This window comes from Bacillus sp. YKCMOAS1 (genome assembly GCF_030268125.1).
GTDB lineage: Bacteria > Bacillota > Bacilli > Bacillales > Bacillaceae > Bacillus > Bacillus safensis.
Genome location: NZ_BSEI01000009.1, coordinates 19993 through 46081, shown reverse-complemented (window position 1 = coordinate 46081; position 26089 = coordinate 19993). Strand labels below are relative to the sequence as shown.

The 26089-nt window shown below is 43.7% G+C and carries 23 protein-coding genes and 1 pseudogene; 14 read left to right on the top strand and 10 right to left on the bottom strand.

The window, feature by feature from the left end; translation table 11 throughout:
• Positions 1-1435 (bottom strand): annotated as a pseudogene (locus QSJ46_RS18910) (hypothetical protein); the annotation flags it as partial.
• A 174-nt stretch (positions 1436-1609) separates the two neighbouring features.
• On the opposite strand from QSJ46_RS18910, the gene QSJ46_RS18905 reads away from it, so the two are divergent.
• Positions 1610-2629 (top strand): LLM class flavin-dependent oxidoreductase, encoded by a 1020-nt coding sequence (locus tag QSJ46_RS18905; RefSeq protein ID WP_285605170.1) that lies wholly within the window; start codon positions 1610-1612, stop codon positions 2627-2629.
• Between the two features lie 36 nt (positions 2630-2665).
• On the opposite strand, the gene QSJ46_RS18900 is transcribed toward QSJ46_RS18905, so the two are convergent.
• Entirely contained in the window at positions 2666-3286 is a 621-nt protein-coding gene (locus tag QSJ46_RS18900) for an acetate uptake transporter (RefSeq protein ID WP_024425703.1), read from the bottom strand.
• 142 nt (positions 3287-3428) lie between these two features.
• Between QSJ46_RS18900 and QSJ46_RS18895 the strand changes: the two genes are divergently transcribed.
• The gene (locus QSJ46_RS18895) at positions 3429-4250 is read left to right on the top strand and encodes a uroporphyrinogen-III synthase (RefSeq protein WP_285605169.1); all 822 of its coding nucleotides are present in this window, start codon (positions 3429-3431) and stop codon (positions 4248-4250) included.
• 38 nt (positions 4251-4288) lie between these two features.
• Here the strand turns inward: QSJ46_RS18895 and uptA are convergent, their stop codons facing one another.
• On the bottom strand, positions 4289-4891 hold the full coding sequence (gene uptA, locus QSJ46_RS18890) for an undecaprenyl phosphate transporter UptA (RefSeq protein ID WP_285605168.1): 603 nt from the start codon (positions 4889-4891) through the stop codon (positions 4289-4291).
• A gap of 324 nt (positions 4892-5215) precedes the next feature.
• Here uptA and QSJ46_RS18885 point away from each other — a divergent pair, with 324 nt between their 5' ends.
• Complete coding sequence (locus QSJ46_RS18885; protein WP_039179160.1) at positions 5216-5446, top strand: excisionase family DNA-binding protein; 231 nt, start codon at positions 5216-5218, stop codon at positions 5444-5446.
• Between the two features lie 113 nt (positions 5447-5559).
• A complete protein-coding gene (locus QSJ46_RS18880) occupies positions 5560-6549 on the top strand; it encodes a hypothetical protein (RefSeq protein WP_285605167.1) in 990 nt (329 codons plus the stop codon).
• Positions 6550-6555: 6 nt separating this feature from the next.
• On the opposite strand, the gene QSJ46_RS18875 is transcribed toward QSJ46_RS18880, so the two are convergent.
• From QSJ46_RS18875 to QSJ46_RS18850, 6 genes are all read right to left on the bottom strand, one after another.
• Positions 6556-7656, bottom strand: a complete 1101-nt coding sequence (locus QSJ46_RS18875) for a Ger(x)C family spore germination protein (protein ID WP_107164258.1) — start codon at positions 7654-7656, stop codon at positions 6556-6558.
• On the bottom strand, positions 7653-8753 hold the full coding sequence (locus QSJ46_RS18870; RefSeq protein ID WP_047203397.1) for a GerAB/ArcD/ProY family transporter: 1101 nt from the start codon (positions 8751-8753) through the stop codon (positions 7653-7655). Before QSJ46_RS18870 ends, QSJ46_RS18875 begins: the two co-directional genes overlap by 4 nt.
• Positions 8754-8765: 12 nt before the next feature.
• Positions 8766-10250: a spore germination protein gene (locus QSJ46_RS18865; RefSeq protein WP_285605166.1), complete on the bottom strand. Its 1485-nt coding sequence runs from the start codon at positions 10248-10250 to the stop codon at positions 8766-8768.
• A 72-nt stretch (positions 10251-10322) separates the two neighbouring features.
• A complete protein-coding gene (locus tag QSJ46_RS18860; protein ID WP_285605165.1) occupies positions 10323-11666 on the bottom strand; it encodes a (Fe-S)-binding protein in 1344 nt (447 codons plus the stop codon).
• Complete coding sequence (gene glcD / locus QSJ46_RS18855) at positions 11663-13072, bottom strand: glycolate oxidase subunit GlcD (RefSeq protein WP_047203400.1); 1410 nt, start codon at positions 13070-13072, stop codon at positions 11663-11665. Before glcD ends, QSJ46_RS18860 begins: the two co-directional genes overlap by 4 nt.
• A gap of 78 nt (positions 13073-13150) precedes the next feature.
• A complete protein-coding gene (locus QSJ46_RS18850; protein ID WP_047203401.1) occupies positions 13151-14284 on the bottom strand; it encodes a CdaR family transcriptional regulator in 1134 nt (377 codons plus the stop codon).
• Between the two features lie 125 nt (positions 14285-14409).
• Here QSJ46_RS18850 and QSJ46_RS18845 point away from each other — a divergent pair, with 125 nt between their 5' ends.
• Positions 14410-14967, top strand: coding sequence for a branched-chain amino acid aminotransferase (locus QSJ46_RS18845; protein ID WP_285605164.1), 558 nt, complete (start codon positions 14410-14412; stop codon positions 14965-14967).
• A gap of 35 nt (positions 14968-15002) precedes the next feature.
• On the opposite strand, the gene QSJ46_RS18840 is transcribed toward QSJ46_RS18845, so the two are convergent.
• Positions 15003-15767 carry a DeoR/GlpR family DNA-binding transcription regulator gene (locus QSJ46_RS18840; RefSeq protein ID WP_047203403.1) on the bottom strand — a complete coding sequence of 255 codons (765 nt, stop codon included), beginning with the start codon at positions 15765-15767 and terminating at the stop codon, positions 15003-15005.
• 150 nt (positions 15768-15917) lie between these two features.
• Here QSJ46_RS18840 and QSJ46_RS18835 point away from each other — a divergent pair, with 150 nt between their 5' ends.
• From QSJ46_RS18835 to QSJ46_RS18795, 9 genes are all read left to right on the top strand, one after another.
• Complete coding sequence (locus tag QSJ46_RS18835; RefSeq protein ID WP_047203404.1) at positions 15918-16724, top strand: tyrosine-protein phosphatase; 807 nt, start codon at positions 15918-15920, stop codon at positions 16722-16724.
• 24 nt (positions 16725-16748) lie between these two features.
• Complete coding sequence (locus QSJ46_RS18830) at positions 16749-18290, top strand: glycoside hydrolase family 10-like protein (RefSeq protein ID WP_285605163.1); 1542 nt, start codon at positions 16749-16751, stop codon at positions 18288-18290.
• A gap of 143 nt (positions 18291-18433) precedes the next feature.
• Positions 18434-19576: an acyl-CoA dehydrogenase family protein gene (locus tag QSJ46_RS18825; RefSeq protein ID WP_059377390.1), complete on the top strand. Its 1143-nt coding sequence runs from the start codon at positions 18434-18436 to the stop codon at positions 19574-19576.
• Positions 19577-19621: 45 nt separating this feature from the next.
• Positions 19622-21256, top strand: coding sequence for an AMP-binding protein (locus tag QSJ46_RS18820; protein WP_285605162.1), 1635 nt, complete (start codon positions 19622-19624; stop codon positions 21254-21256).
• Between the two features lie 8 nt (positions 21257-21264).
• The gene (locus QSJ46_RS18815; RefSeq protein ID WP_285605161.1) at positions 21265-22614 is read left to right on the top strand and encodes an acetyl-CoA carboxylase biotin carboxylase subunit; all 1350 of its coding nucleotides are present in this window, start codon (positions 21265-21267) and stop codon (positions 22612-22614) included.
• Positions 22611-22826: an acetyl-CoA carboxylase biotin carboxyl carrier protein subunit gene (locus tag QSJ46_RS18810; protein WP_285605160.1), complete on the top strand. Its 216-nt coding sequence runs from the start codon at positions 22611-22613 to the stop codon at positions 22824-22826. The genes QSJ46_RS18815 and QSJ46_RS18810 overlap by 4 nt, the downstream gene beginning before the upstream one ends.
• An 11-nt stretch (positions 22827-22837) precedes the next feature.
• Complete coding sequence (locus QSJ46_RS18805; protein WP_047203409.1) at positions 22838-23746, top strand: hydroxymethylglutaryl-CoA lyase; 909 nt, start codon at positions 22838-22840, stop codon at positions 23744-23746.
• A 12-nt stretch (positions 23747-23758) separates the two neighbouring features.
• Positions 23759-24541 (top strand): enoyl-CoA hydratase, encoded by a 783-nt coding sequence (locus tag QSJ46_RS18800; RefSeq protein WP_285605159.1) that lies wholly within the window; start codon positions 23759-23761, stop codon positions 24539-24541.
• Positions 24542-24559: 18 nt separating this feature from the next.
• The gene (locus tag QSJ46_RS18795) at positions 24560-26083 is read left to right on the top strand and encodes an acyl-CoA carboxylase subunit beta (RefSeq protein WP_285605158.1); all 1524 of its coding nucleotides are present in this window, start codon (positions 24560-24562) and stop codon (positions 26081-26083) included.
• Positions 26084-26089: the final 6 nt, after the last annotated feature.

Sequence of the window (26089 nt, the reverse complement as noted above, 5' to 3'; positions counted from 1 at the left end):
CAGCAGTGACACCAGTGCGGCAGGTGCGCCGCGCGTCTCCGCAGACTCTCTCATGTCCGGCCCGACGCGCTCCAGTGACACCCCTCGCCCCGGTAGGACCAGTAGCTCCAGTGCTACCTGTAGCACCGGTAGGCCCAGTATCTCCAGTGACACCCGTAGCGCCGGTAGGCCCAGTATCTCCAGTGACACCCGTAGCGCCGGTAGGCCCAGTATCTCCAGTGACACCCGTAGCGCCGGTAGGCCCAGTATCTCCAGTGACACCCGTAGCGCCGGTAGGCCCAGTATCTCCAGTGCTACCCGTTACGCCAGTAGGACCCGTTGGTCCAGTAATACCAGTAGCCCCGGTAGAGCCAGTGGCTCCGGTGCTACCCTTAGCGCCAGTAGGACCAGTATCTCCAGTGCTACCCGTTACGCCAGTAGGACCCGTTGGTCCAGTGCTACCTGTCGCACCTGTCGCGCCGGTAGGACCAGTAACTCCAGTGACACCAGTAGCGCCGGTAGGCCCAGTAACTCCAGTGCTACCCGTGACGCCAGTAGGACCAGTATCTCCAGTGACACCTGTAGCCCCGGTAGGTCCGGTATCTCCAGTGACACCCGTTACGCCAGTAGGACCAGTAACTCCAGTGCTACCCGTCGCACCGGTAGGTCCGGTATCTCCAGTGCTACCTGTAGCGCCGGTAGGCCCAGTAACTCCAGTGACACCAGTAGCGCCGGTAGGCCCAGTAACTCCAGTGACACCAGTAGCGCCGGTAGGACCAGTAACTCCAGTGCTACCTGTAGCGCCGGTAGAACCAGTATCTCCAGTTTCACCTGGTGCTGCTAAAAGTGTGTAATCTGACGACGTATCTGGCGTACCTGAAGGTGGTGAAGAATTCACAAGATAAGTACCCCCACCATAAGTGACCACTTGCCCTACTGAATATGTTGGTGCCGTTACAGGATCATAGGATTCAACACCACTTAATCCGATCCCAGTAGGACCCGTAGGCCCAGTTTCTCCAGAAGCAGCCAAAAGGGTATAGTCGGGGGAAAGTCCAGGTATTCCTGATGGAGCGTCAACATTGGCAATGTAAGTACTGCCATCAAACGTGACCACTTGCCCTGCATCGTAATCTTGTGATTGTGAGGGATCAAAAGGGAGGGCGCCGGTTAACCCGCCAGCAGGTCCAGTAGGTCCGGTAGCTCCAGGGGGACCTGCCGGGCCTGCCGGGCCTCTTGGTCCAGCTCTTTGATTTGGTTTTGATTGTTTTATTCCTTTTGCAATGTGGCAAGGTTGATTCCCTTGAGATATATTTTGTTTTGAATATTCTTGTTTAATGAATGGACAGTCTCTTTTTCGAGGACGGTCATGACGTGATCTTTTGTAATGAGGCTGTTCATGGTATTTACCGCAAAAGGGACATTTGTGATCGAATTGATTGTACAAATTGCCCATCTCCTAAAATTGATATTTCATTCTATGTGCAAATTTACAAATTGGAAGTAAAACCTAAAAAATCATCATTTCGAAAATCATCGAATCAAATCATTTAAATCTTTCATGAATTTATGTTATGGTGTTGAAAGTATAAAAATAGTATGATCTTTGACAGAAATGGGGACATCATTTATGAGTCAATCAGTTTTACACGGCAAAGCCTATTCCGTTTTAAATTTATCCTCTGTGACAGAAGGAGGCACCATTAAAGAATCTTTTGAGCGTAGTATGGATTTAGCAAAGAAGGCGGAGAAGTGGGGCTATCATAGATACTGGCTGGCAGAACACCATAACATGGAAGGGGTTGCGAGCTCTGCAACGTCCGTTTTAATTGGATATATTGCGGGAGGAACAGAAAAAATTCGAGTAGGATCTGGTGGAATTATGCTGCCAAATCACTCTTCACTTGTCATAGCCGAACAATTTGGCACACTTGAGACATTGTATCCGGGGAGAATTGATTTAGGTCTTGGCCGAGCACCAGGGACGGATCAGTTAACAGCAAGAGCGCTTAGACGTAATCTTCATAACGGAGAAGATTTCCCTGAGCAGCTTGAAGAACTGATGCAATATTTCAAGCCGACCGGTCAGGTTAAAAAACATGTAAGAGCTGTTCCAGGAGAAGGCCTGGACATTCCAATTTGGCTCCTTGGTTCAAGTGGTTTTAGCGCCAGACTTGCAGGAGAACTTGGATTGCCATTTGCCTTTGCAGCACATTTCTCACCTAAAAATACAATTCCCGCGTTAGAATTGTACAGACAGTCATTTAGACCATCTGATGTGTTAAAAGAGCCTTATGCCATGGTTGGTGTGACGGTTTTTGCTGCAGATCAAACTGAGCGTGCTGAATATTTGGCAACCTCTCATTATCAGCGGTTTTTAAGTCTCATTCGTAATACACCAGGAAAACTGAAAGCGCCTGTCGACAGCATGGACGGTCTTTGGAGTCCATATGAAAAGGCGATGGTGGATGAACAATTAAGCTCGACTATCATTGGGGATAAAGAAAAGGTGAAAACAGAATTAGAAGCCTTTATTGAAGCTACTCAAGCTGATGAAGTGATGATTAATTCAGATATGTTTGACCATCAAGAAAGAATGCGTTCATATGAAATCATCGGAGAGATCTTTCAAGAGGCGCAAGAAAAATAAACAAAAAAAGAACTGCACAGCGCAGTTCTTTTTTATTTATGCTTTTGTAAAAATGCGAAATGGTTGTCCAATTGGCAGAACAATACGGCCAAAATGTGTATTAAGGACAACAGCTGCAGAACCATAAAATGAAAGCAGGGAAATGATCAATTCTGCAATACCAGCCATGGTATGAGTGACATCGTACATCACACCAAACGTGCTAAGGGAAAGACCAATGAATAAGAAATCAATAAAGACGAAAATCAAAAATAACACTTTATGTGTTTCCATTGCACCAATCGTCATAAACAAGCTGAAAATCAAATAACCAATAAACGCAAAGCCTAGCTGTTTTGGATCTGCTGCTCCCGCAAGCGTTTTCCCAAAAACGCCGGCTTGAATGAGCCAAGTCGTACCAACGCCCATCCAGAAAAGACCGAATGCGCCAAAGGCAGTGGCTCCAAAAATATTATGATGCTTTGAATCTTGTATGGACGCGATCAACTGCGCGATTCCTCCAAGGAAGATAGCCCAAGGTAAAATAAGGGAAGTGCCATCTGTGATTCCTAGTTTTTGTGAGGACGCAACGAGCGTCACCATTGCTAAACCAAACAAACCAAGTGGTGTTGGGTCTGCAATTGATAATCGAATTGCTTGAACATTCTGTTTTTCCATAATGACCTCCTACAATTTGCACTTACAAAAGATACTCGAATTCGATAGAAACGTCAAGCTCTTTTTTAGTAGACACTTGCATCGTCTTCCAAATAAATCTATATTTAATACATATCAAATGTGATAGAAAAAGAGGGATAATATGAGTAAAAGCTTATCTGGGAAAACGATTGCTATTTGTGGAACGAGAAAAACAGAAGAAATGCGTACACTTGTCGAAAAACAAGGAGGACAAGCCGTTATTCGCTCTCTTCAAGGAACCGTATTTTTAGCAAAAGAGGAATTAAAGCCAGGCATAGAGACCTTTGTGAAACAAGGGGCAGACTGGGTCATCTTAACAACAGGCATCGGTACAGATACATTGATTGAGAGTGCAGAAGAGCTGCAGCTTGGTAATGAATTTATGAACATTCTATCAAATGCCCATATTGCTTCAAGAGGGTACAAAACCTTTGCTGCGCTGAAAAAACGCGGAATTCAGCCAGAGGTCTCTGATGAAGACGGTACGGTTCGTGACTTAATTTCAAAACTTGAAGACAAGGAGTTTCAAGGCAAACGTGTAATGGTGCAGCTACATGGTGAAAATGCACCAGCTCTCATTCAGTTTTTACATGACAAGGGGGCAGATGTTTTGCCGCTTTTACCATATCAGCACACACCTCCTGAACCAGAGGCAGCTGAAAAGCTTCTTCAAGAAATGATAGATGGACAAGTTCATGCCGTCTGCTTTACAACCGCTGTCCAGGTTCACGCCTTTTTCAAATTAGCCGCAGAATGGGGCAGAAAAGAAGAATTGCAAGCATTATTCGAGCAGCACGTACTGGCAGTAGCTGTCGGGAAAGTCACTGCTGAAGCTTTAAAAGAAGAAGGAATAGACCGAATTCTTGCCCCGTCACTTGAGAGAATGGGTGCAATGATAATAGAGTTATCCCGATATATGGAAAAACAATCAGCACACTCGTAAAAAAACGCCTTTCACCAGATCAGTGAAAGGCGTTTTTGTTAGATTGTCCGTTTTCGATTCGTCCGAATTTTTTTGAGTACAAAGTAGAGAACAATCAGGACGATAGCAATGACCATAATAGGGGTTGTATAAGCATGAGCAACACTTTGAATATGATCCCATTTTGTCCCGAGCTGCATGCCAAGATAGATAAATAAGATGGACCAAGGAATAGCAGCTAATCCTGTCAAGAAAACAAATTTCAAAAAAGGCATCTTAGCAATACCAGCTGGAATCGAGATGGCATGGCGGACAACAGGGATAAAGCGTGCAGTAAACACTACACCGGTTCCATACCGGTCAAACCAGCGCTCTGCAGTCGCGATATGATGTTCATGGATGAATAAATACCTTCCATATTTTGTTAAAAAAGGTCTTCCGCCGTACAGACCGATCCAGTAAATAAAACACTGGGCGAGTGTACCTCCAATGACGCCGGCAATAACAGCTCCAACAAAACCTATTGTGCCTGTTGACACCATGTATCCGCCATAGGCAAGTACAATTTCACTCGGAATGATTTCAATCATCAGTCCTAGTGCTACACCTACATAACCAAGGCTTGTCAGCCAGGTTAAAATTTCATTAAAAAAGGTTCCCATTCATTTCACTCTGCCTTTAAATACGAATTTTCTTCAAGCATCCTTATAAGAGCCTATGCTTGTTTTGCTTTTCTCATGAGTATGCTTTCTATATATGCCAGCATGGCTTGCGGCTCATACAGACACCACTGAACCTTGCTTTTTCATCAAGTCTATGTTGGAAAGCTCTCGTCTAGCAGATATTATCATACCATATTTGCCGGCATCTAGACGATCTACTTGCTATATGAAGAATGGTCACCATAAAAGAGAATAGGATGCATCCGTTTTTTCAGTAGATCATGATATAATTTGTTAGATGAAACGAACGGGTGGTGCACAAACATGTATTTAACAATCGCAGAAACAGCTGAATACTTGGAAGTATCAGAAGCGTATATTGAAAAATTAATCCAGCAAAAAAAGATCCGTTACGTATTTGACGGGGAATCTTATCTCATTTATCAAGGGCAGTTTCAAACACATTTAAAGCAGCTCGAACAATATAAAGAGCTCGTCCAAGAGATCTTAAATGAACCGATTCCGGAAGACCCCGATGTAAAGGATGAAGATTAGAATATCTTTTCAATTGATTTAACATGGCTCAATGGCCGTGGGTGATAGATAGAATAATCTCTATTTGAAAGAAGCAGAATGACCATTCATTGGCAGTGAAAGGAAGTGAAAATATGGGGACAACTATTTTATGTGAAGCCTGTCAAAAAAACGAAATGAACGTTGCAGAAGCGTCTGATGAACCGAAACAGCCTTATCAATTATGCCACCAATGCCACGAAAGACTACTCACCTATTCATTACGGCCTATTGAATGGTATAACCTAGCTGTTCTCCATTCTCCTAAACAATTTTTACTGCACGATGATTTTTATGGAGAGGACGGACAGGCTTTCCAATTAGAGGAGGATGTTGTCATCACCAAAAGTGAAAAAGCACCAACATTACAAGCCGTTAGGCGTGATTTGGTGTCTTTATTAGACTTTTCAATCACTAGATGGTTTCTTGAGGATGATGTCATCGATGCTTTGAAACAGCACGATCAGCAAAGAATCTTGGATGCTGTTCAAAGTAGGTTTGATCAAACGCATCATGTCGAAGTGAAATCGCGCATGTTAGAAATTACGGCTGATGTGTTAGGTACCTCTGCTGCTGGGTGGGTGAGGGAACTTTTGGATCAAGCTGATGAAGAATTTCTTTATCCGCTTTCGTGGGCAGCCGCCAGCAGTTTGCCAGTAGATGAGGGATTACAACGTACTCTAGATAAATTGAAATCTGTCAGTGAAAAAGAATTGCCGTTAGAGGCTTTTATTTGCCTGCACCGTTTCCGTTCTAATAAAATATTGGATTGGATGGAGTCAAATTGCACCCATTTTCACGATCAGTGGGGAAGTCTGGCAGCCGTCAGCTACCCAACCTGGGAGAGAATGAAATCTTGGCTAAACAAAGGAAAACCTTTCAGCTTAATTGCACTAGATACAATGGCAAACTGTGCAAAAGGGAATAGACCGGCTCTAGTGGAACAATATTCACCTAAAATCCTTAAAACTGATAAAAATGAAGTAGAAAAGATTTTAAATGAATATTATCAAAAAGATCATGTTCCACGAGTGAAAATGAAAGTGTCCAAAATCTTGGAGAACAAACAAGACATATTTGAATAAGCCTTTTTATTGGCTGACTCCCGTTTGAACAATTTTCATGTGGCATTTAACTTGTACATCTGCATCAGGATAAATGTTCTTCCATTTTTCTGGTGTCACTGCTTTGTCTTTTGATCTATACCTAAGGCCCAGCCCAAGAGGATCTATGTTTTGCTTTTTAAAGGATTGAACAAGGTCTTGTCCTTGCTGAGCGACACGTTTTTCTACTTCTTTTTCAACATGGTCCAATATAGAAGGTTTATCAATTTTTTTGGACTTCATGAATTCTTTTAATTCGCCTTTCAGCTTGATATCAATCATGATATGAGGCTTCTTTGTTAGGTTTTTCGTTGGTTTGATTCGGTAAGACACATGAGATTTGATATTTTCAATGACGACATGGGTCTTTGCTTGATCTGCCAATTGAAACTCATAGATGCCATTTTTATGATTTTCAATCATCGCTTTAAATGTGAACGTGTCTTTTCCAGGTATATGACTGACCATTTTTTCATGATCAAACAGAGCGACTCCTGTGATCTTGATGCCACTGTTTGTTTTCTTGATGTAAGGGAGGTATGCATCGACCCCTTTTGCCAGCATCTGATTCATAAAAATATGCTGATTGGTGACAGGTTCATTGCCATTTCGCATATTTTGGGCGAGCAGATCAGAGAGATATACACCTATATTTAAGTTCGTTTGATTCATTTTTGTGTATAATAAATCTTCCACTTCTCCGCCTACAATCGCAAACACTTGGCGTGAACCAATAATAGGATCACGGTAAATGTAATTCATTAAATCAATCATGCCTACTTCTTTTGCTAACTTTTCACTGACTAAAATAACGAGTACCTGGCCCATGACGACTGGAAAAGGCGATTTTTCTGATACAAGAAATTGAATATTGCTAATGGTGTTTGACCTTGCACTTAATATTTGATAACTTCCTTGTTCTTGACTTTTAAAGACAGGGAAGACAAAGAAGCCTTTCATTTCTCCGTCTTCTATTAAATCAAATCCCGCCGCCTGGGAGATATTTAATTCATCTAAAAGGCGGGGCTCTGCACAGCTGGTTAACAAAAGACTACACAACATGAGGCCCGTAAGAATATAGCGTTTCATGCTCGTTTTTTCCCCCTCTTTTTTTTCAGCATCAGTCCAATGACCATACAGACAATCAATCCATAGATCAGAATGAATCCACTAAATTCCACCCATTGATTAAAGGTTTCAAAAGAAGTTGCACTGGCAAAAAACGAAAACATGATCAGAATGAGGATGCTGAGCCCGATGAACGTGACGCGCTGGCTCGTATGAAGCATTTTTTTTGCCATTCGGCTCGCTGCCCATAATGGAATTGTGATATTAGGAATGATCAGAAGCAGCCAAAGAGACACTTCAATAAATTCAAAGCGCTGGATAAACGGAAGCTTCACAATGCTTGTTAACGTTAGTGTCGGCCATTTTGTTAATTTGAGCTGAGCACTTGAGTAATACGCAATAGAGACGAGAAAAGTGAGCAAGTTTAAGCATGTCGTAAATAATGCGCCCATGTGGGCAAATTTTTGAGATGTCTGAGCTTGTTTAATAAAGGGATAATAGACAAGCAGGGTGCCAAAACCAAACATGGATAAGGATGCATCTTTGACTCCCACAAGCATTTGCGAAAATGTATGATCAAACATTGGGAACATGAAACGAATGTGACTATATTTCATGGCATAAAAACAAATAAACGTCATCCAATACGTCAGTACAATGCTAAAAAATGCCCAGCCAGCAATGGTTCTAAAGCCGCCAGTATGAATGTAATACACAAGCAGCAGCAGTACAGATGCAAACAAAAGACCAGGGATTTCTTTAAACAGCCATACATGGATCACATCCATGTAATGGATAAGAACGGTCAGCGACAAAGAAGCAAAATATAAGATATAAAGAATGTTGAATAATTGCCCAATCCATTTGCCAAATACATATTGCGTGATATCACCAAATTCATCCGAAGGTGCCTTTTTAAACATCAAGTACATTAAAAAGATCATCACATTGACGCTCATGCCAGAAATCAAAATAGCGATCCATCCATCATTATTGATAGAACGAACAAGGTTTGTTTGAAAGTTTAAAATGCTGACCCCGACTTGATTGGCATTGATGAGAAAAAACACAAAATAAGGGGATACTTGAAATTTCTCTTTGACAGAAGAAGAGCTCATGCCTTCACTTCCTTATTCATAAAAATCATTTTTCCCCTTACAGCCTTGCTTAGGCTTAGACCGATGGATGGTTTCATTTTTTGGACGTAAATTTTCCGGCCTTTTGTTCAAAAAACGGAGCTGAGGACGAATCAAACTGCCCTTTAAATCAGCAAGGCGCATTGGAAAAATAGGCTCTAGATACGGCCGGCCAATCGAGGTTAATTTCATTAGATGGGTGAGCAGAAAAGATCCCATCACAGCAATGCCTAATGCGCCCCAAACCTGTGCTGCGAGTAAGAAGGGAAATCTCAGCAGCCGAATGGTACTGCCCATTTTGTAAATAGGCGTGACAAATGAGGCGAGAGCAGACAGGGCAACAATAATGAGTAAAATATTGCTCGTTAAGCCTGCTGCTACAGCCGCCTGTCCAATGACAATCCCTCCAACAATCCCGAGCGTCTGACCGACTTTAGCCGGGAGCCTTGACCCTGCTTCTCTTAGTAATTCAATCGAAGTCTCTAAAAATAGTGCCTCAATGATCGGAGGAAATGGAACAAGATAGCGCGAGGATACAATGGTTTCTAATAAATCCTTTGGGATCAGCTCATAATGAAAAGTTAAAACGGCGACATATAAAGGTGTCGCAAAAATGGAAAATATCACAGCAAATATGCGTAACAGCCTAAAGCAAGAAGCCGCAATCCATGACATATTGTAGTCTTCCATAGTGGAAAAATACTCAAGTAAAATAGTTGGAGCAAGCAAGACATGAGGCGAGCCATCCACTAATATGGCAATTTTCCCTTCTGACAAACCTGAAGACACGCGGTCGGGTCTTTCTGTATTCAAAAACAACGGAAAAATCGTATTGGACACATCATAAAGCATTTGAGCGAGGTAATTCGCATCTAAAATCTGATCATAATCAACGTCCTCAATTCGCTGCAGAACCGTTTCGATGTTTTCTGGGTTAGCGATTTCTTCAATATATAACACGGCTACTTTTGTTTGAGAGAGCGTACCAACCGTCTTTTCCTCAACTTTCAGGTTAGGCGTCGGCAGCCGCCGCCTGACCAAATTTAAATTGGTATCTAAAACCTCCACAAATGCTTCCTGAGCACTGATAATCCCAAATTCAATCTCGGGCGGACCTACTTGTCTGCCTTTCTTTTCTTCAATCGGCAAAAGAAGCGTTTTGCCCCAGTCTGTCTCAAGTCTAATAGCAATGCTGCCCCGGTGAAGGGCTTCTTCCACTTTTTGAAGATCGTTCGTGATGACAGCCTGCTCAATAGGAATTTGTTCTTTCAGCTCTTCAAGAGTAGGTGTCAGGTGCATTTGTTTGAGAGAGGGGAGAATTTGTTCATGTAGAAGATGTCCATTAATTAAAGATCGAAAAAAGGAAATCCTATACAGAAAATCTCCATTTCGAGACAGCTCATTTGTAAAATCAGCAGAACGTGACAATGCTTCAAATACTGAATTTGGGTCCTTTTGTTGTTTGTTTTTTTTCAGCATTTGAACCAGCTCCTTCGGCAATTTTCCTCTATTATCCAACCAATTGTCTAAAGATATGCATAAAAAAAGCGTTCAGCTTGATGGGCTGGACGCTTTTTTTCCATATTGAACGGCTTCTAATAATAAATCAGCTAGATGGACAGCACGCATGGTCGGCGAGTGCTCCGCGCGTTTGATGCCTGCTGCCATTTGCAGCTGACAGCCTGGATTAGACGTAACAATGGCAGCAGCCTTTGTTTCCCTTGCTTCTGTCATTTTATGATCTAAAATTTGCATCGACATCTTTGGCTGCAAGATGTTGTAAATGCCAGCTGAGCCGCAGCACCGGCCCGAATCCTTCATTTCATTAAATGATACGCCTTGAATGGCCTTCATCAGCACCCTTGGCGCATGCTGTACACCCATTCCGTTCCGCAAATGACAGGAATCCTGATAGGTGATGGCTTGCTCTGGCAAAGCAAGCGGCATGCGGCGGTGAAATTCCAGCTCCACTAGAATGTCTGATATATCGGTGATTTTCTTTGAGAAGACTTCACTTCGTTTTTGAAAGTCCGGATCATCGTGAAGCAAATGATCGTAATCACTTAAAAAAGCACCACAACCGCCCGCATTCATGACTATGGCATCTGCATCTATCTTTTCAAATGCTTCAATATTCCGCTTTGCTAGCTGTTTCGCTTGCTCTTTTTCTCCGCTATGACCATGAAGCGCTCCGCAGCACGTCTGAATAGGAGGGACGATGACTTCACAGCCTGCCAGCTGCAAAAGCTGGATAGTCGCTTCGTTTGTACTGGAAAAAACGGTGTCCATTAAACAGCCAGTAAAAAAGGCGACACGCTTACTTGCTGGGCCGGCGGCTTTGTATTCCGTCAAACGGTTTTTCTGTTGACGCGGCACCTTTGGAAGCGCCTGTTCCATCAGGCGTAAGTGCGGTGGAAGCACCTTCAGCATACCAGTTTTGCGGGCGGCTGTTTGCAGACCAGATGTTTGATAAAATCGAAGAAGTCCTGCCGCTTGCCGCATTCGGCTTTGTGAAGGAAAGAGTCCTTTGAATACTGCACGTCTCACAAGTTTGACAGGGATGGATTGTTTTTTGTGCTGCTGAATGATGTCTCTTGCATCCTCAAGTAACCGCCCATATTTGACGCCGGAAGGGCAGACCGGTTCACATGCACGGCAGCCAAGACAAAGATTCAGTGAATGCTCGACATCTTCATCTGGCTCAATGACGCCGTCTCTCACCGCCTTCATTAAAGCAATTCGGCCGCGGGGAGAGTGTGTTTCTTGTTGACCAGATTCAATATAAGTAGGACAGGATGGAAGGCAGAAGCCGCAGCGCATGCAATTGAGCAGCTCTTTTTCGTCCATTTGCTGCTGAAATGATTGCTGAATCTTTGTTTGTTTAGAGGAACTCATGAGACCACCACCCGCTTTCTTGCGGCTTTTCCAAACACTTTATCAGGGTTCATCATATTTTCTGGGTCTAGCGCTTGTTTGATCGCTTTCATTGCTGCAATGCCTTCTTTTTTGACCTTTAGTTCCAAGTAAGGGGCTTTCATAAGACCCACACCATGTTCACCCGTAATGGTGCCGCCAAGTGAGACGGCTTTTTCAAAAATGGCCTGAAAGGCTTCCTCCACCCGTTTCATTTCTTCTTCATTTCTTGCATCTGCTGCACAAGTAGGGTGCAAATTGCCATCACCTGCATGACCAAATGTGCAGATTTTCACTTTGTACTCCTTCGCAATATCTTCGATCGCCCGCACCATGCTGGCAATTTCAGACCGGGGGACTGTGGCATCTTCTAAAATGGTCGTTGGGCTTAACCGGGCGAGGGCAGATAAAGCGGATCGTCTCGCTGTTAAAAGGGCATTTGCCTCTTCTTCAGAATGAGCAATATTCACACGTTTTGCTCCGTGCTGCTGGCAGACTTTTGCGATGCTCTGCATATCACGGGAAACCGCTTCAGGATGGCCGTCCTGTTCGATTAACAGCACCGCTTGAACGTCCGTCGGCAAACCGATTTTTGCAAAGTCTTCAACGACTTCCAGGGTCGGCTGATCCATAAATTCTAATGTGGCGGGGATGATACGCTCTGCAATAATCGCCGACACTGAAGCGGCTGCTTCCTCTAGGCTTTCATATAAGCAAAGCATCGTTTGTTTTGTTTCTGGAAGCGGCAAAAGCTTCAGCGTGGCTTCAGTGACAATCCCGAGCGTTCCTTCTGAACCTACGAACAAACGAGTCATATCATACCCGGCCACGTCCTTTGCAAGTTTGCCGCCTGTTTTAATGATGTCACCGTTTGGCAGAACCACTTCAAGTCCAAGTACATAATCTCTTGTCACGCCATATTTTAAGCCCCGGAGACCACCTGAATTTTCATTAATATTTCCGCCTAATGTAGAGATTTTCATAGAGCTTGGATCAGGTGGATAGAAGAGCCCTTTTGCCTCTACTTTGCGAATGAGTTCCTGTGTGATCAAACCAGGCTGCACCGTTGCTGTCAGGTTTTCTTCATCTATTTCTATTAATTGGTTCATTCTTGTAAACAGCAGCACAAGTCCGCCTTGTGTAGGACATGTACCTGCACAAAGATTCGTTCCTGATCCTCTTGGCACGATCGGTATATGATATGAGGCGCAGAGCCGGACAATTTGCTGGATTTCCTCAGCCGTATGCGGGCTTACGATGACATCTGGCATCTGCTGAAAATTTGGTGTTGCATCATAAGAGTAGGCAAGCCGATCGGCTTTACTGTCCTGTACGTAAGGCGCACCAACAATCTTTTTCAATTGATTTAAAAATTCAGAATTTAACATACGCATTCAACTCCTACTGATTAGACGTATCGTTTCTTTCAGTATAAAAAAAGAATCGCCTCATGCCTATGGACGATTCTACAAAATATCGGGCTGTTCGCTTCGTTTTTTTGGATCATGATCTAAAAGCATGAAGGCTAAATAAAAAAGCATTGCATCTTGCATGCGCTTTGGATCAAGTGTCGTTAAATCTTGGATTCGTTTTAGCCTGTAATGTAGTGTATTGATATGAACATGCATTGCTTCTGCGGTATATTTCAATGAGCAATCTGATGTCATGAGTACCCGCAATGTTTTCACTAATTCAGGATAGGGGAGAAGAGGGGCGATCGTTCGATCAAGAAACACTTCCTTTGTTTCCTGACTCACTTCCTCCATAAAAAGTTCAAGCGTTAAATCTTCATCAAATACAATCGGCGTATCAGCATGTGCCATTTTTAATGCACGAAAGGCTTGTTGAAAGGATTGCTTCATCAAATGAGCAGCTGCTGGTTTTCCCGCCCCAATCAAAACCCCTGGCGTGCTCTGCGCCGTAAGGGAGGCATGGATGTGAAATAGGCGCTGCTGCAGTGTTTTACGATCATCTGCTGTTGTTTGCAGCATAAGCAAAAAGCGGGCATGCCCCCAGCGGACGATGATCTCCTGACTAGTGAGATTCAGCGTTTCCTTTAATTCTTTGTATTGATTTTGTTTCATAAACGATTCATCCTGACAATCGATCAGGACGACTGTGCGCTCCTTGTTGATATCAAGCTGAAGCCGCGTTGCTTTTTCATTGAGATCAATCGCTGTCTCTGGCAGATGGAGCCAGTCGAATACAAACGCTTCGAGCTGACGTTCATCCGTTTCGGTTTCTTGAAAAAATTCATGTTCATGAATGAGCAGCTCAGTCATTTTTCTTAATATTTCGCCAAAAGGAGACACATGTAAAGGATCTCCTGTCATCCCAATGACTCCGATGACCTCCTGCTTAAAATAAATAGGTAGATTGATGCCAGCTTTGACGCCTTTCATGTGGTGCTGGTCATCCTTTGTGAGAATTCGTTTCTGTCCTTCAAAAGATGTCAGATACGCTCCTTCATGAAATTGTCCGATGCGCTCTGGATCTGTTGCTGCAATGATGGTGCCGTTCGTTTGTACGATGATGATTTCCTCAGTCAGCACCTTTTTCACTTCGTCTACAATCTTTTCTGCCAGTGTCATTGTGAGCAAAATGTACCCCTCCGAGATGTTTCTTTTGACACTATCATACCATCATATGCTAGGACATATCTTTCTTTTCCTGAGTTATGCTAAAATAATAAACGCACATGAATGAGAAGAAAGGAGACATAGCCATGTCACTGCAAAATCGCTTACAAGATTTACTGAAAGAAGGACAAGCGCTGACAGACTTCGAATATGATGAAGCGGCGAGCCGCAATTGGCCTTTAGAAGGGGCGAGAATAAAAGAAGAAGCACGCTTTGGCGATGTATATATAGAGCGTGTGGACAAGGAATCAGAGGACATGATTCAAACAGAAGACGCCTCATTTCTAAACACACCGCTTACATATGTGAAAAAACATCAAAAAGAATTTATTTATATCGAATCAAAGTGGTTTGATGTCGTGAAAGTAGATGGCTTGGCCATTGAATGGGACGAAGTGTTTCAAACGTATACCGTGTTATTCGGTTTCAAACGTCCTAAGAAAGACACGAATATTTTAAAGGACTTGCTATCGCCATTAAATGGTGCTCAGCTTCAATTTAATGGACAAGATGGCTTATTTGATGTGAATTTACAGCTTCTTGAGCTTGAGGACATCCACGAAGATATGGCTTTCATTGACGTTATCTCGGCTGTGTACCGATTTTTATTCCGTATGGTCATGCAGCTTGAAATCAATGAATAAAAACGGCTCAAATTCCTGAGCCGTTTTTTTCCCATCTATTCATTTGATGAAGGCGTGACAAATCGCACATCATGCTCTTTTCCATATTGAAGATAATTTTTATTTGGCTCCTGATTGGTCACGACGACATCAATCTCGTGCAAATCACAAAACGTGGTCAACGCGTAATGATCGAATTTGCTATCATCCACTAATAAAAACGTTTTGGCACTTTTTTGAACGAGCGTCTTTTTAATATCGGTTTCAAGCGGGGACGAATTCGTGACGCCGTGATCAATAGATAAACCAGTTGATGCGATAAAGGCTTTATTCACATTGTAAGCTTTTAAGCGCTCTACACTTTGATAGCCTACGAAAGAATTTGTTTTTCTTTCAAGCATCCCGCCAGTGGAAAAGATGGTGAGATTTTCATAAGGCATCGCTTGTGTAATGAAATCAACATTATTGGTCACAATGGTCACTTGTTTCTCAGTCAAATAGGGGAGCATCTCAAGCGTTGTCGTACCAGAATCAACAAAAATCATATCTCCATTTTCCACAAATGCGGCAGCCGTCTGACCGATCAATTGCTTTTTACTGAGCTGACGGGTCTTTCGCTCCTGATACACCACTAACGTTGAGTGGTTCACAGCCACTCCGCCATACACTTTTTTGAGAACGCCGGACTCTACCAATGCCTGTACATCTCGGCGTATCGTGTTTTTTGAGACACCAAAATGCACCACAAGCTCATCAAGTGAGGCAGATTCCCGGTCAAACACATACTCTTTGATTTGCTGAATCCGTTTTGTTTTTATCATGCTTCATATCTCCAATCAATCCGAATGTCCTTTTTCCATTATACCAATAAATTCTCTTACATGATGAATAGGTCAATTGATTCTCTTTTCTCCTTTTCTATAAAAGCGTATGATAGAGAAAAGAACGAACCGGAAAGGACTTTCACTTCTATGAATCAATCAAACAACCCATTTTCAAAGCTTGCGAATTTTAGAGAAGTAGGGGGACTTCAAACAACAGAGGGGATGGTGATCAAAGAGGGAATGATTTATCGATCCGCTGACTTATCACGTTTGACGAAACAAGACATCGAGATATTCTCAACACTCGGAATTCAAACCGTTTGCGACCTCCGTACAACCTCAGAACGTAAATCACATCCACCAAAGATCAAGGAACACGACAAAATCGTCCATATTCCGATGCAGCCTGACAGTAAGATGCCGAGTAAATGGACCATGTTTCGTATGCTGGTAACAGAAGGGAAGTCTCTCTCATTTACACCGATCATGAAAGATTTATATCAAAGCATGCTCACTGAGCGTAAAGAAGAGATTCGGCAGCTGTTCACACTGCTTTCAGATCAAAGCCATTATCCGCTGATGCTTCACTGCACGAGCGGCAAAGACCGTACAGGTTTTTTATCTGCCCTGATTCAGTTAACAGCAGGTGTACCGCTGACTGTCGTTTTAAGTGAATACATGCGGTCCAATGAAGGCGTGCAAATGCTTGTCAGAAGGCAGGAACGATTTGTCCGATTGATGAGTTTATACCGGGTATCAAAAGAACAAATTCAGCCGCTTGTCGGTGTGCAGCAAGATTATCTTGAAGATGTGCTGCACGAAATGCTGGAGACATACGGGAGTGCAGAGAGGTATTTAATTGAAGCCTGCAAAGTCCCTGAAGCTCAGCTCAATCAAATGAAAAACATTCTGCTTACACCATCTGCTGGCATTCCATCACAAAAAGCGGAATAAACTGAATATGAGGTGATGCAAAACATGCTGAAAAAGATCAGTATGACAGTTCTAACACTGATGTTAATGTTTGTATTCTTATTGATTCCTTCTAGCAGTCTAGCAGCTCGTCCAGTGCCCAAAGGGAAGCTTGAGAGCACAAGAGAAATGCGCGCGGTATGGATTGCATCGGTTTATAACTTAGATTGGCCCTCAAAGAAAGGGCTGCCCGTAGCAGAGCAGAAAAAAGAGTTCATTCGTTTGTTAGACGAGATCAAAGCAATGAATATGAATGCCGTCATTATGCAAATTAAACCAACAGCAGATGCTTTTTATCCTTCAGCATACGGGCCGTGGTCAGAGTATTTGACTGGAACGCAAGGGAAAGATCCTGGGTATGATCCGCTTGAGTTTATGATAGAAGAAGCTCATCAACGCGGCCTCGAATTTCACGCTTGGTTTAACCCTTATCGAATCACGATGAATCATACTGATCTCAGCCGTTTATCAGCTGATCACCCTGCAAGACAACATCCTGATTGGACGATTGCCTATGGTAATCAGCTTTATTACAACCCAGGCATTCCTGAGGCTCAGGACTTCATTGCCCTCGGCATAGAAGAAGTTGTGAAAAACTACGATATTGATGCAGTGCATATGGATGATTATTTTTACCCGAATAAAATAGCCGGTGTGCCGTTTCCAGATCAAGAAACGTATGAAACATATGGGAAAAAAGCTTTTACACATATAGAAGATTGGCGAAGAGATAATGTGAATCAGCTGGTGAAACAGATCAATGACACCATTAAGAAAGAAAAGCCGTATGTGAAATTTGGTATTAGTCCATTCGGGGTATGGCGCAACATAAAAGATGACCCGACTGGTTCAAACACCACTGCTGGAATGACCAACTACGATGATTTGTATGCTGATACAAGAGAGTGGATTCAGCAGCACGATATTGATTATGTCACTCCGCAAATTTACTGGAGCATCGGTTTTCAAGCTGCCGCTTATGACGTGCTGACGAAATGGTGGTCAAATGAGGTGAAAGGGGAGCCGGTTCACCTGTATATTGGTCAGGCGGCATATAAAATTAACCAAAACAGTGATCCTGCTTGGTCTGACCCGGAAGAATATTTTAGGCAGATTGAGCTGAACAGGCAGTCACAGCTCGTGCAGGGAAGCATGCATTTCAGCTTGAAGGATCTCAATCGCAACCCTTTGAATGTAAAGGATCGATTGATAGAAGAGTCATATCGCAAACCAGCTCTCATTCCAGAAATGCCTTGGCTTCATCAGAAAGCGCCTAAAAAACCAATCATTCAATCTGTGAAAAAGACAGCGGATGGTGCGGCTTTGCAAATCAAAAATGATCCACATTCTACCGTATCCTATTATGCAGTCTATCGATTGACAAATAAAGGAACATATGAATTACTGCAAACAGTTAGAAAAGAAAAAGGCGCCATCACAACGATTAAAGACCTACCAATCAATCAAAAGACGATTGATACTTACAAGATTACGGCTCTTAATCGTCTTCATCAAGAAAGCAAGCCTTCTGCAAAAATAGTAAAATAACGGAAAAGCATGGATGAGGATTTTCTTCGTTCATGCTTTTTTTCTATTATTCTTGTTTTAATTTTCTGAATTCAATCAAGCTTGGCATGAAGCCGCTGCTTGATTAATAAATATGATAGAAAAGAGCCAAAGGGGGAAGCAAGATGGATTTTGAATTAACGAAAGAACAACAAATGATCCGCCAGATGGTCAAAGATTTTGCCAAAGCAGAAATTGCACCACACGCTCAAACGATTGATGAACAGGCCGTATTCCCAGCCAAAACGTTTCAAAAAATGGGGGAGCTCGGCTTTATGGGCATCCCCTTTCCAGAGAAATACGGAGGCTCAGGAGGAGATACGATATCGTATGCACTCGCTGTAGAAGAAATAGGAAAACAGTGTGCCAGTACAGGTCTTAGCTATGCCGCAGCCGTATCCTTAGGCGCAAGCCCGCTTTATTACTTCGGTACAGAGGACCAAAAGATGGACCACCTTGTCCCGCTGGCTTCTGGGACAGCACTTGGTTCCTTCGGTTTAACAGAACCAAACGCAGGATCAGATGCAAAAGGGACGAAAACAAAAGCAGTCAAAGACGGACAAGAATATGTCATCAACGGGGAGAAGTGCTGGATCACAAACGCCAATTTTGCCAGAACCATTATCGTCACCGCTGTCACGGATCATGATGAAAACGGCCGCCCGATCATCTCCGCCTTTATTGTAGAGAAAGGGCAAAAAGGGCTGTCCATTACAAATCCATATGACAAAATGGGCGTGCGCGGTTCAGATACAGCAGAAATCATTTTAGACGGTGTACGTGTACCAGCCCAGAATATTTTAGGAGACCCAGCGAAAGGCTTTAAGCAATTTTTATATACATTAGACGGGGGACGCATATCAATTGCTGCCTTATCAGTTGGCATTGCACAAGCTGCACTAGATGCTTCGCTCTCGCATGCAAAGGAAAGAAAGCAATTTGGGCAAACCCTTTCTTCCTTCCAAGCCATTCAGTTTAAGCTGGCAGATATGGCGATGCAAATAGAACTCGCCAGACAAATGGTTTGGAAAGCCGCTTGGCTGAAAGATCACGGCAAGCCGTTTACAAAAGAAGCTGCTTATGCCAAACTTTTCGCTTCTGAAATGGCGACAAAAGCAAGTCTTGATGCTGTCCAAATTCACGGAGGAACAGGCTATATGAAAGAATGTGGTGTAGAACGGCTAGTGAGAGATGCGAAGCTGATGGAAATTGGAGAAGGGACCTCTGAAATTCAGCGTCTAGTCATCGCAAGACAACTGTTAGCGTAATCCGATAATGAAAACGCTTACTATCATTGGAGGAGGAAAGCGATCATGTCGATTCATCCACAGACAATCGGCTCCCTTTTAAAAGAGAAAAGGGAGCAGCATCCAGCACATGAAGCCATTGTGTATCCAGAACGTTCATTACGTTATTCATATGAAGCGTTTTATCGAGAAGTCAAGGAAACAGGGAAAGGTCTTATGGCATTAGGGGTTCAAAAAGGGGATCATCTCGCCATCATGGCGCCCAATGTACCTGAGTGGCTCATGCTGCAATTCGCCTGCGCGTCCATTGGAGCCGTTCTTGTCACTGTAAATACGAATTTTCAAGCACAGGAACTCGCCTATTTACTCAAGCATTCTGATAGCAGCATGCTGTTTATCGTAGACGGCTTTAAAGAGACATCCTATGTCAAAATGCTGGAAGAACTCATACCAGAGCTTCAAAACGCTCATCAAGGCGAGATCACCTCCTCATCTTTCCCTTATTTAAAAAGTGTCGTCTATATTGGCGAGCACACGCCAAAAGGCATGCGCAGCTGGAACAGTATTCAAGCTGCTGCTAAAAGAACTGAGGATCACGAGTGGGAGAAACGAATGGATGAGCTTGCGCCAGATGACGTCATTAATATGCAATATACTTCAGGCACAACCGGCTATCCAAAAGGAGTCATGCTCAGCCATACAAACATCGTCTGCAATGCCAGCCAAATCGCAGATTGTATGAAGCTCACCCAAAAGGATCGAATGTGTATTCCCGTTCCTTTCTTTCATTGCTTTGGATCCGTTCTTGGCGTGCTTGCTTGTCTCACAAAGGGAGGAACGATCATTCCAGTTGAATCCTTCCACCCAGAGCGTGTCCTTCAAACCGTGGAAAAAGAGAAGTGCACCGTACTTCACGGCGTCCCGACAATGTTCATTGCAGAGCTCGACCATCCGAATTTTCACCAATACGATCTGTCCACATTACGAACGGGCATTATGGCAGGATCTCTTTGCCCATCCCATGTGATGAAAGCCGTCATTGAACAAATGGGACTGAAGGAGCTCACGATTGCCTATGGACAGACTGAAAGCTCTCCTGTCATTACCCAAACAAGAACGGATGATTCATTTGAAAGACGGGTTCAAACGGTCGGCCGGGCGCTTCCTCACATCGAAGTGAAAATCACCGTTCCAGGCACGCCGGAGGAAGTACCAAGAGGAGAACAAGGCGAGCTGTGTACAAGAGGCTATCATGTGATGAAAGGCTACTATAAAAATGAAGAAGCCACAAATGAAGTGATTGATCAGGACGGCTGGCTTCATACGGGAGATTTAGCAGAGATGGATGAGGACGGCTATGTGAAAATCACAGGACGGCTGAAAGATATGATCATTAGAGGCGGGGAGAATGTATACCCAAAAGAGATTGAGGATGTTCTTTATACTCATCCGGACATTCTTGATGCACAGGTTGTTGGTATACCTGACGAGACGTATGGAGAGGAAGCCGCCGCATTCATTCGGCTTAAGCAAGGTAGAGCGGTGACGATTGAGACACTCACCAGTTATTGTCAGTCGCAAATGGCGCGCTACAAAATTCCTAAATATTTTTTCATCACTGACGAGTATCCGATGACCGCATCAGGGAAGATTCAAAAATTTCGTCTGAAAAAACAGGCGCTTGATCTAATAAAGGAGTGAAGGCAGCGATGTTTCAAAAAGTACTGATTGCCAATCGAGGCGAAATTGCTAGGCGAATTATTCGAACATGTAAAAGGCTCGGGATCCACACCGTTGCCGTTTATTCAGAAGCAGATCAGCATGCACTTCATGTGCAAGAAGCAGACAGCGCCTATCCGATTGGAGGCTCGAAAGTATCTGAAAGCTATTTAAACATGGAAGCCATCATTGGGGTAGCCAAGCAGACAAATACAGAAGCTATCCACCCAGGATATGGCCTCTTATCAGAAAATGCGGCCTTTGCAGAACGCTGCCGCAGCGAAGGTATTGCCTTTATTGGACCATCCGCACAAGTCATTCAGCGAATGGGGAACAAAATTGAAGCAAGAAAAACGATGGCTCAAGCAGGTATCCCCATTGTACCAGGCGTTTCAGCTCCGCTGCATGATGCAGAAGAAGGAGTGAGTCAAGCGCAGTCACTCGGTTATCCGATCATGCTCAAGGCATCAAGCGGGGGAGGAGGAATTGGTATGCAGCTCGTGCAAAATGATGATGAGCTGTACAGGGCTTTTGAAGGGAATCAAAAAAGAGCACAAAGCTTTTTCAACGATGGGACGCTGTATATGGAAAAGGTCATTGAAAACGCGCGGCACATTGAAATCCAGGTTCTCTTTGATTCCTTCGGTCATGGGGTTCACTTATTTGAGCGCGACTGTTCACTCCAGCGGAGACATCAAAAAATCATTGAAGAAGCACCAGCCGCCTGTCTCGATGAACCGGTGAGACGTCAGATGGGGGAGATGGCCGTCAAAGCAGCCAAAGCGATTGGGTATGAAAATGCAGGAACAATTGAGTGTTTAGTCGATCAGTATCAACAATTTTATTTCCTAGAAATGAACACAAGATTACAAGTAGAGCACCCTGTCACAGAAGAAATTACAGGCATTGACCTTGTCGAGGAGCAGCTGAAAATCGCTGCATGTGAGCCGCTTTCCTTTAATCAGGAGGATATTCATCAAATCGGGCATGCCATCGAGGTTAGAATTTATGCAGAAGATCCCGTCACCTTTTATCCTTCACCAGGAACGATCACTCGGCTTTCTACGCCTGAAGCTCCGTATATCCGTCATGAGTCAAGTGTGACAAAGGGAAGCATTATAACCCCTTTTTACGATCCAATGATTGCGAAAATGATCGTTTACGGTGATACACGAAAACTTGCAATAGAACGATTAAAAGGGGCATTACAAGCATATGAAATAGAAGGGATCAAAACCAACTTACCGCTTTTAAGGGAAATGGCCGGATCTTCTGCCTTCTTACAAGGCAGCATCACAACCGATTTTCTCATGGAAAAAAGGGAGGAAAACCGTTCATGAAAACTGTCACGATTCAAATGGCCGGAAACTTGTGGAAGCTTCTTGTGAAACAAGGCGATGAAGTGCAAAAAGGACAGGAGGTTGCCATCTTAGAATCAATGAAAATGGAAATTCCGATCGTTGTTGAAGAGGCCGGGATCATCAGCAAAGTGCATAAGGCAGAGGGAGAATTTGTCGATGAAGGAGAGGTTCTTTTAGAACTAACAGAATAGGAGGGAGCCAGATGGCATTACCAAAGAGTGTGCTTATCAGGGAGGTCGGCCCGCGGGACGGACTGCAAAATGAATCAGTCTGGCTGGACACAAGCGAGAAGCGAACGTGGATAAATCTGCTCGCAGCAGCCCAGCTCCCTTATATTGAAGTCACATCATTTGTTCATCCTAAATGGGTTCCAGCCTTAAAAGATGCCAAAGAACTTACCCAATCCTTAAATCAAAAAGACGACATCACCTATGCAGCACTCATTCCCAATGAAAAAGGCTTAGCTCATTTTTTTGAAGCTAATCTTGACACAGGCGCTATGTTTATCTCTTCGAGTGAAACACATAACAAGAAAAATATGAATCAATCCATCCACGAAACACTTCCTGTCATCAAACAAATGACAGCTGATTTAAAAGCAGCAGGAAAAAGGACACGCGCGTATATTTCAACCGTGTTTGGCTGCCCGTATGAAAAACAAGTGCCAATGGATCAAGTCCTGCGGTTAACGGATATTTTGCTTTCTTATGGCATTGATGAAATATCGCTCGGTGACACCATCGGTGAAGCCCATCCGCTACAAGTAGAAAGGCGCTTAGACATTTTACTTGAACGTTTTCCTGCTGATAAAATCGCTCTTCATTTTCATGATACGAAGGGGATGGCTCTTGCCAATATTTATACGGCATTAAAAGCCGGAATCACGATATTTGACTCCTCCAGCGGGGGGCTTGGCGGATGTCCCTATGCACCTGGCTCCAGCGGAAACGTGGCGACAGAAGATGTGGTGCACATGCTTCAAAAACTAGGAATTGAGACAAATATTCACCTTCCTGCATTAATTCAAGCGGCAGAATGGATTGAATCGAAAGTAGACCGAACCCTGCCTAGTCACTGTTTACGCGCTTTTCACTCTCAGACTACTTCATAAAGGATGAATAACATGACATCATTGGTCCATTTTTCAATACAAGATGAACAGATCGGCATCATGACCTTAAACAGGCCAGAACAAGCGAATTCCCTATCCTCTACAATGCTCGAGGAGATGAATCAAATCATTCAAGAAATCAAACACGATGAAAGCATCCGCTGTCTGCTCATTACAGGAGCCGGTTCAAAAGTCTTTTGCGCTGGTGCAGATTTAAAGGAACGACGATTGATGACAGAAGCAGAAGCAAAAGGCGCTGTTCGTTCAATTCAGCAAACCTTTATCGAGATTGAATCCATTCCAGTACCTGTCATTGCAGTGATGAACGGACACGCACTGGGCGGAGGACTTGAGCTCGCGCTCGCTTGTGATCTCCGCATCGCACGAGCCGGAGCAAGACTCGGCCTGCCAGAAACAGGACTAGCTATCATACCGGGAGCAGGAGGGACGCAGCGGCTTCCGCGCCTCATTGGACTCGGTAAAGCAAAAGAACTTATTTTCACAGGCGCATCATTACAAGCAGAAGAAGCCATTCAAATCGGGCTGATTGAGCATATTACTGTAGCAGATTCCCTTATGAACGATGCTATCTCTCTTGCAAAACAAATCACCAAAAATGGCCCGCTTGCCTTAAAAGAAGCGAAACAAGCGATTCAATCAAGCCTTGATCACGATTTGTATACAGGTCTAACGAAGGAATACGAAGCCTATCTACGGCTCATTGATACAGCAGATCGAACGGAAGGTCTTCAAGCTTTTCAAGAAAAACGCACGCCTCAATACAGAGGCAGGTAGCAAGAAAGGGGAATGGGTATGATCGAAGAATATGAACTGAAAAAACAGCAGATTCTGAAAGGCGGGGCTGAGCGATACCATCAAAAAAACAAAGAAAAAGGAAAATTGTTCGTCCGTGACCGCCTCCAGTTGTTATTAGATGAGGATTCTTTTATTGAGGAGGCCATGTTTGCTGAGTGTCAGGATGAACTTTTACCAGCAGATGGTGTTGTTACAGGGACGGGGCGAATGAATGGGCAGACGGTTTGCGTCATGGCAAATGATTCTACCGTCAAAGCAGGATCATGGGGCGTCAAAACGGTAGAAAAAATCATTAGAATCCAAGAAACAGCCGAAAAACTCAACTGTCCGATGCTGTATTTAGTCGACTCTGCGGGTGCTAGAATCACCGATCAAATCGCCATGTTTCCAGGCAGAAGAGGCGCAGGCCGCATTTTTTATAACCAGGTAAAGCTGTCTGGACGTATTCCGCAAATTTGTTTACTATTTGGTCCTTCTGCAGCTGGAGGTGCTTACATTCCTGCTTTTTGTGACATCGTCGTCATGGTCGAAGGGAATGCCTCAATGTATTTAGGCTCACCGCGAATGGCTGAAATGGTGATTGGAGAGAAAGTATCACTTGAAGAAATGGGCGGGGCGAAAATGCATTGCAGCATTTCTGGATGCGGTGATATTTTAGCAAAAACAGAAGAAGAAGCCATTAAAATCGCTCGCACCTATTTAACTTACATGCCTGCCAATTATACAGAAAAACCAAAACTGGCAGCCGCAATCGCACCTAAACCATCAGAGATTACCATTCAAGAACTCATCCCTAAAGGGCAGAATACCCCTTTTGATATGTATCAGCTTATTGATTTACTCATTGATGAAGGATCATTTTTTGAAATCAAAAAGCTATTTGCCGCAGAGCTGATTACAGGCTTTGGCCGTATGAATGGTCAGCCTGTCGGTCTTATTGCCAACCAGCCGAGGGTAAAAGGCGGCGTATTATTCCATGACTCGGCCGACAAAGCCGCCAAGTTTATTCAGCTATGTGACGCCTTTCATATTCCACTCCTTTTTCTTGCGGATATACCGGGGTTTATGATCGGAACAAAAGTGGAACAAGCAGGCATTATTAGGCATGGGGCGAAAATGATCTCCGCCATGTCAGAGGCAACCGTTCCGAAAATATCCGTCATTGTTCGTAAAGCATATGGTGCAGGTTTATATGCGATGGCAGGACCAGCCTTTGAACCGGACTGCTGTCTCGCACTTCCATCAGCACAAATTGCTGTCATGGGTCCAGAAGCCGCTGTAAATGCTGTCTATGCGAATAAAATTGCCGAATTGCCTGCCGAAGAGAGAGCGGCATTTATACAAGAGAAACGCAAGGAATACCAGGAAGATATGAATATATATGAGCTTGCCTCTGAAATGATTGTGGATGGTGTCATCCCGTTTGACCATTTGCGAGATGAGCTTTGTCATAGATTACAAGCCTATACCGCTAAGGAAATGACATTTACAAGACGAAAACACCCGGTTTATCCGGTCTAAAGGGGG

Bases quoted from the DNA above. Each gene is read 5' to 3' on its own strand.
- QSJ46_RS18905 (WP_285605170.1), top strand. From the start codon at position 1,610: ATGAGTCAATCAGTTTTACACGGCAAAGCCTATTCCGTTTTAAATTTA.
- QSJ46_RS18900 (WP_024425703.1), bottom strand. From the start codon at position 3,286: ATGGAAAAACAGAATGTTCAAGCAATTCGATTATCAATTGCAGACCCA.
- QSJ46_RS18895 (WP_285605169.1), top strand. From the start codon at position 3,429: ATGAGTAAAAGCTTATCTGGGAAAACGATTGCTATTTGTGGAACGAGA.
- uptA (WP_285605168.1), bottom strand. From the start codon at position 4,891: ATGGGAACCTTTTTTAATGAAATTTTAACCTGGCTGACAAGCCTTGGT.
- QSJ46_RS18885 (WP_039179160.1), top strand. From the start codon at position 5,216: ATGTATTTAACAATCGCAGAAACAGCTGAATACTTGGAAGTATCAGAA.
- QSJ46_RS18880 (WP_285605167.1), top strand. From the start codon at position 5,560: ATGGGGACAACTATTTTATGTGAAGCCTGTCAAAAAAACGAAATGAAC.
- QSJ46_RS18875 (WP_107164258.1), bottom strand. From the start codon at position 7,656: ATGAAACGCTATATTCTTACGGGCCTCATGTTGTGTAGTCTTTTGTTA.
- QSJ46_RS18870 (WP_047203397.1), bottom strand. From the start codon at position 8,753: ATGAGCTCTTCTTCTGTCAAAGAGAAATTTCAAGTATCCCCTTATTTT.
- QSJ46_RS18865 (WP_285605166.1), bottom strand. From the start codon at position 10,250: ATGCTGAAAAAAAACAAACAACAAAAGGACCCAAATTCAGTATTTGAA.
- QSJ46_RS18860 (WP_285605165.1), bottom strand. From the start codon at position 11,666: ATGAGTTCCTCTAAACAAACAAAGATTCAGCAATCATTTCAGCAGCAA.
- glcD (WP_047203400.1), bottom strand. From the start codon at position 13,072: ATGTTAAATTCTGAATTTTTAAATCAATTGAAAAAGATTGTTGGTGCG.
- QSJ46_RS18845 (WP_285605164.1), top strand. From the start codon at position 14,410: ATGTCACTGCAAAATCGCTTACAAGATTTACTGAAAGAAGGACAAGCG.
- QSJ46_RS18840 (WP_047203403.1), bottom strand. From the start codon at position 15,767: ATGATAAAAACAAAACGGATTCAGCAAATCAAAGAGTATGTGTTTGAC.
- QSJ46_RS18835 (WP_047203404.1), top strand. From the start codon at position 15,918: ATGAATCAATCAAACAACCCATTTTCAAAGCTTGCGAATTTTAGAGAA.
- QSJ46_RS18830 (WP_285605163.1), top strand. From the start codon at position 16,749: ATGCTGAAAAAGATCAGTATGACAGTTCTAACACTGATGTTAATGTTT.
- QSJ46_RS18825 (WP_059377390.1), top strand. From the start codon at position 18,434: ATGGATTTTGAATTAACGAAAGAACAACAAATGATCCGCCAGATGGTC.
- QSJ46_RS18820 (WP_285605162.1), top strand. From the start codon at position 19,622: ATGTCGATTCATCCACAGACAATCGGCTCCCTTTTAAAAGAGAAAAGG.
- QSJ46_RS18815 (WP_285605161.1), top strand. From the start codon at position 21,265: ATGTTTCAAAAAGTACTGATTGCCAATCGAGGCGAAATTGCTAGGCGA.
- QSJ46_RS18810 (WP_285605160.1), top strand. From the start codon at position 22,611: ATGAAAACTGTCACGATTCAAATGGCCGGAAACTTGTGGAAGCTTCTT.
- QSJ46_RS18805 (WP_047203409.1), top strand. From the start codon at position 22,838: ATGGCATTACCAAAGAGTGTGCTTATCAGGGAGGTCGGCCCGCGGGAC.
- QSJ46_RS18800 (WP_285605159.1), top strand. From the start codon at position 23,759: ATGACATCATTGGTCCATTTTTCAATACAAGATGAACAGATCGGCATC.
- QSJ46_RS18795 (WP_285605158.1), top strand. From the start codon at position 24,560: ATGATCGAAGAATATGAACTGAAAAAACAGCAGATTCTGAAAGGCGGG.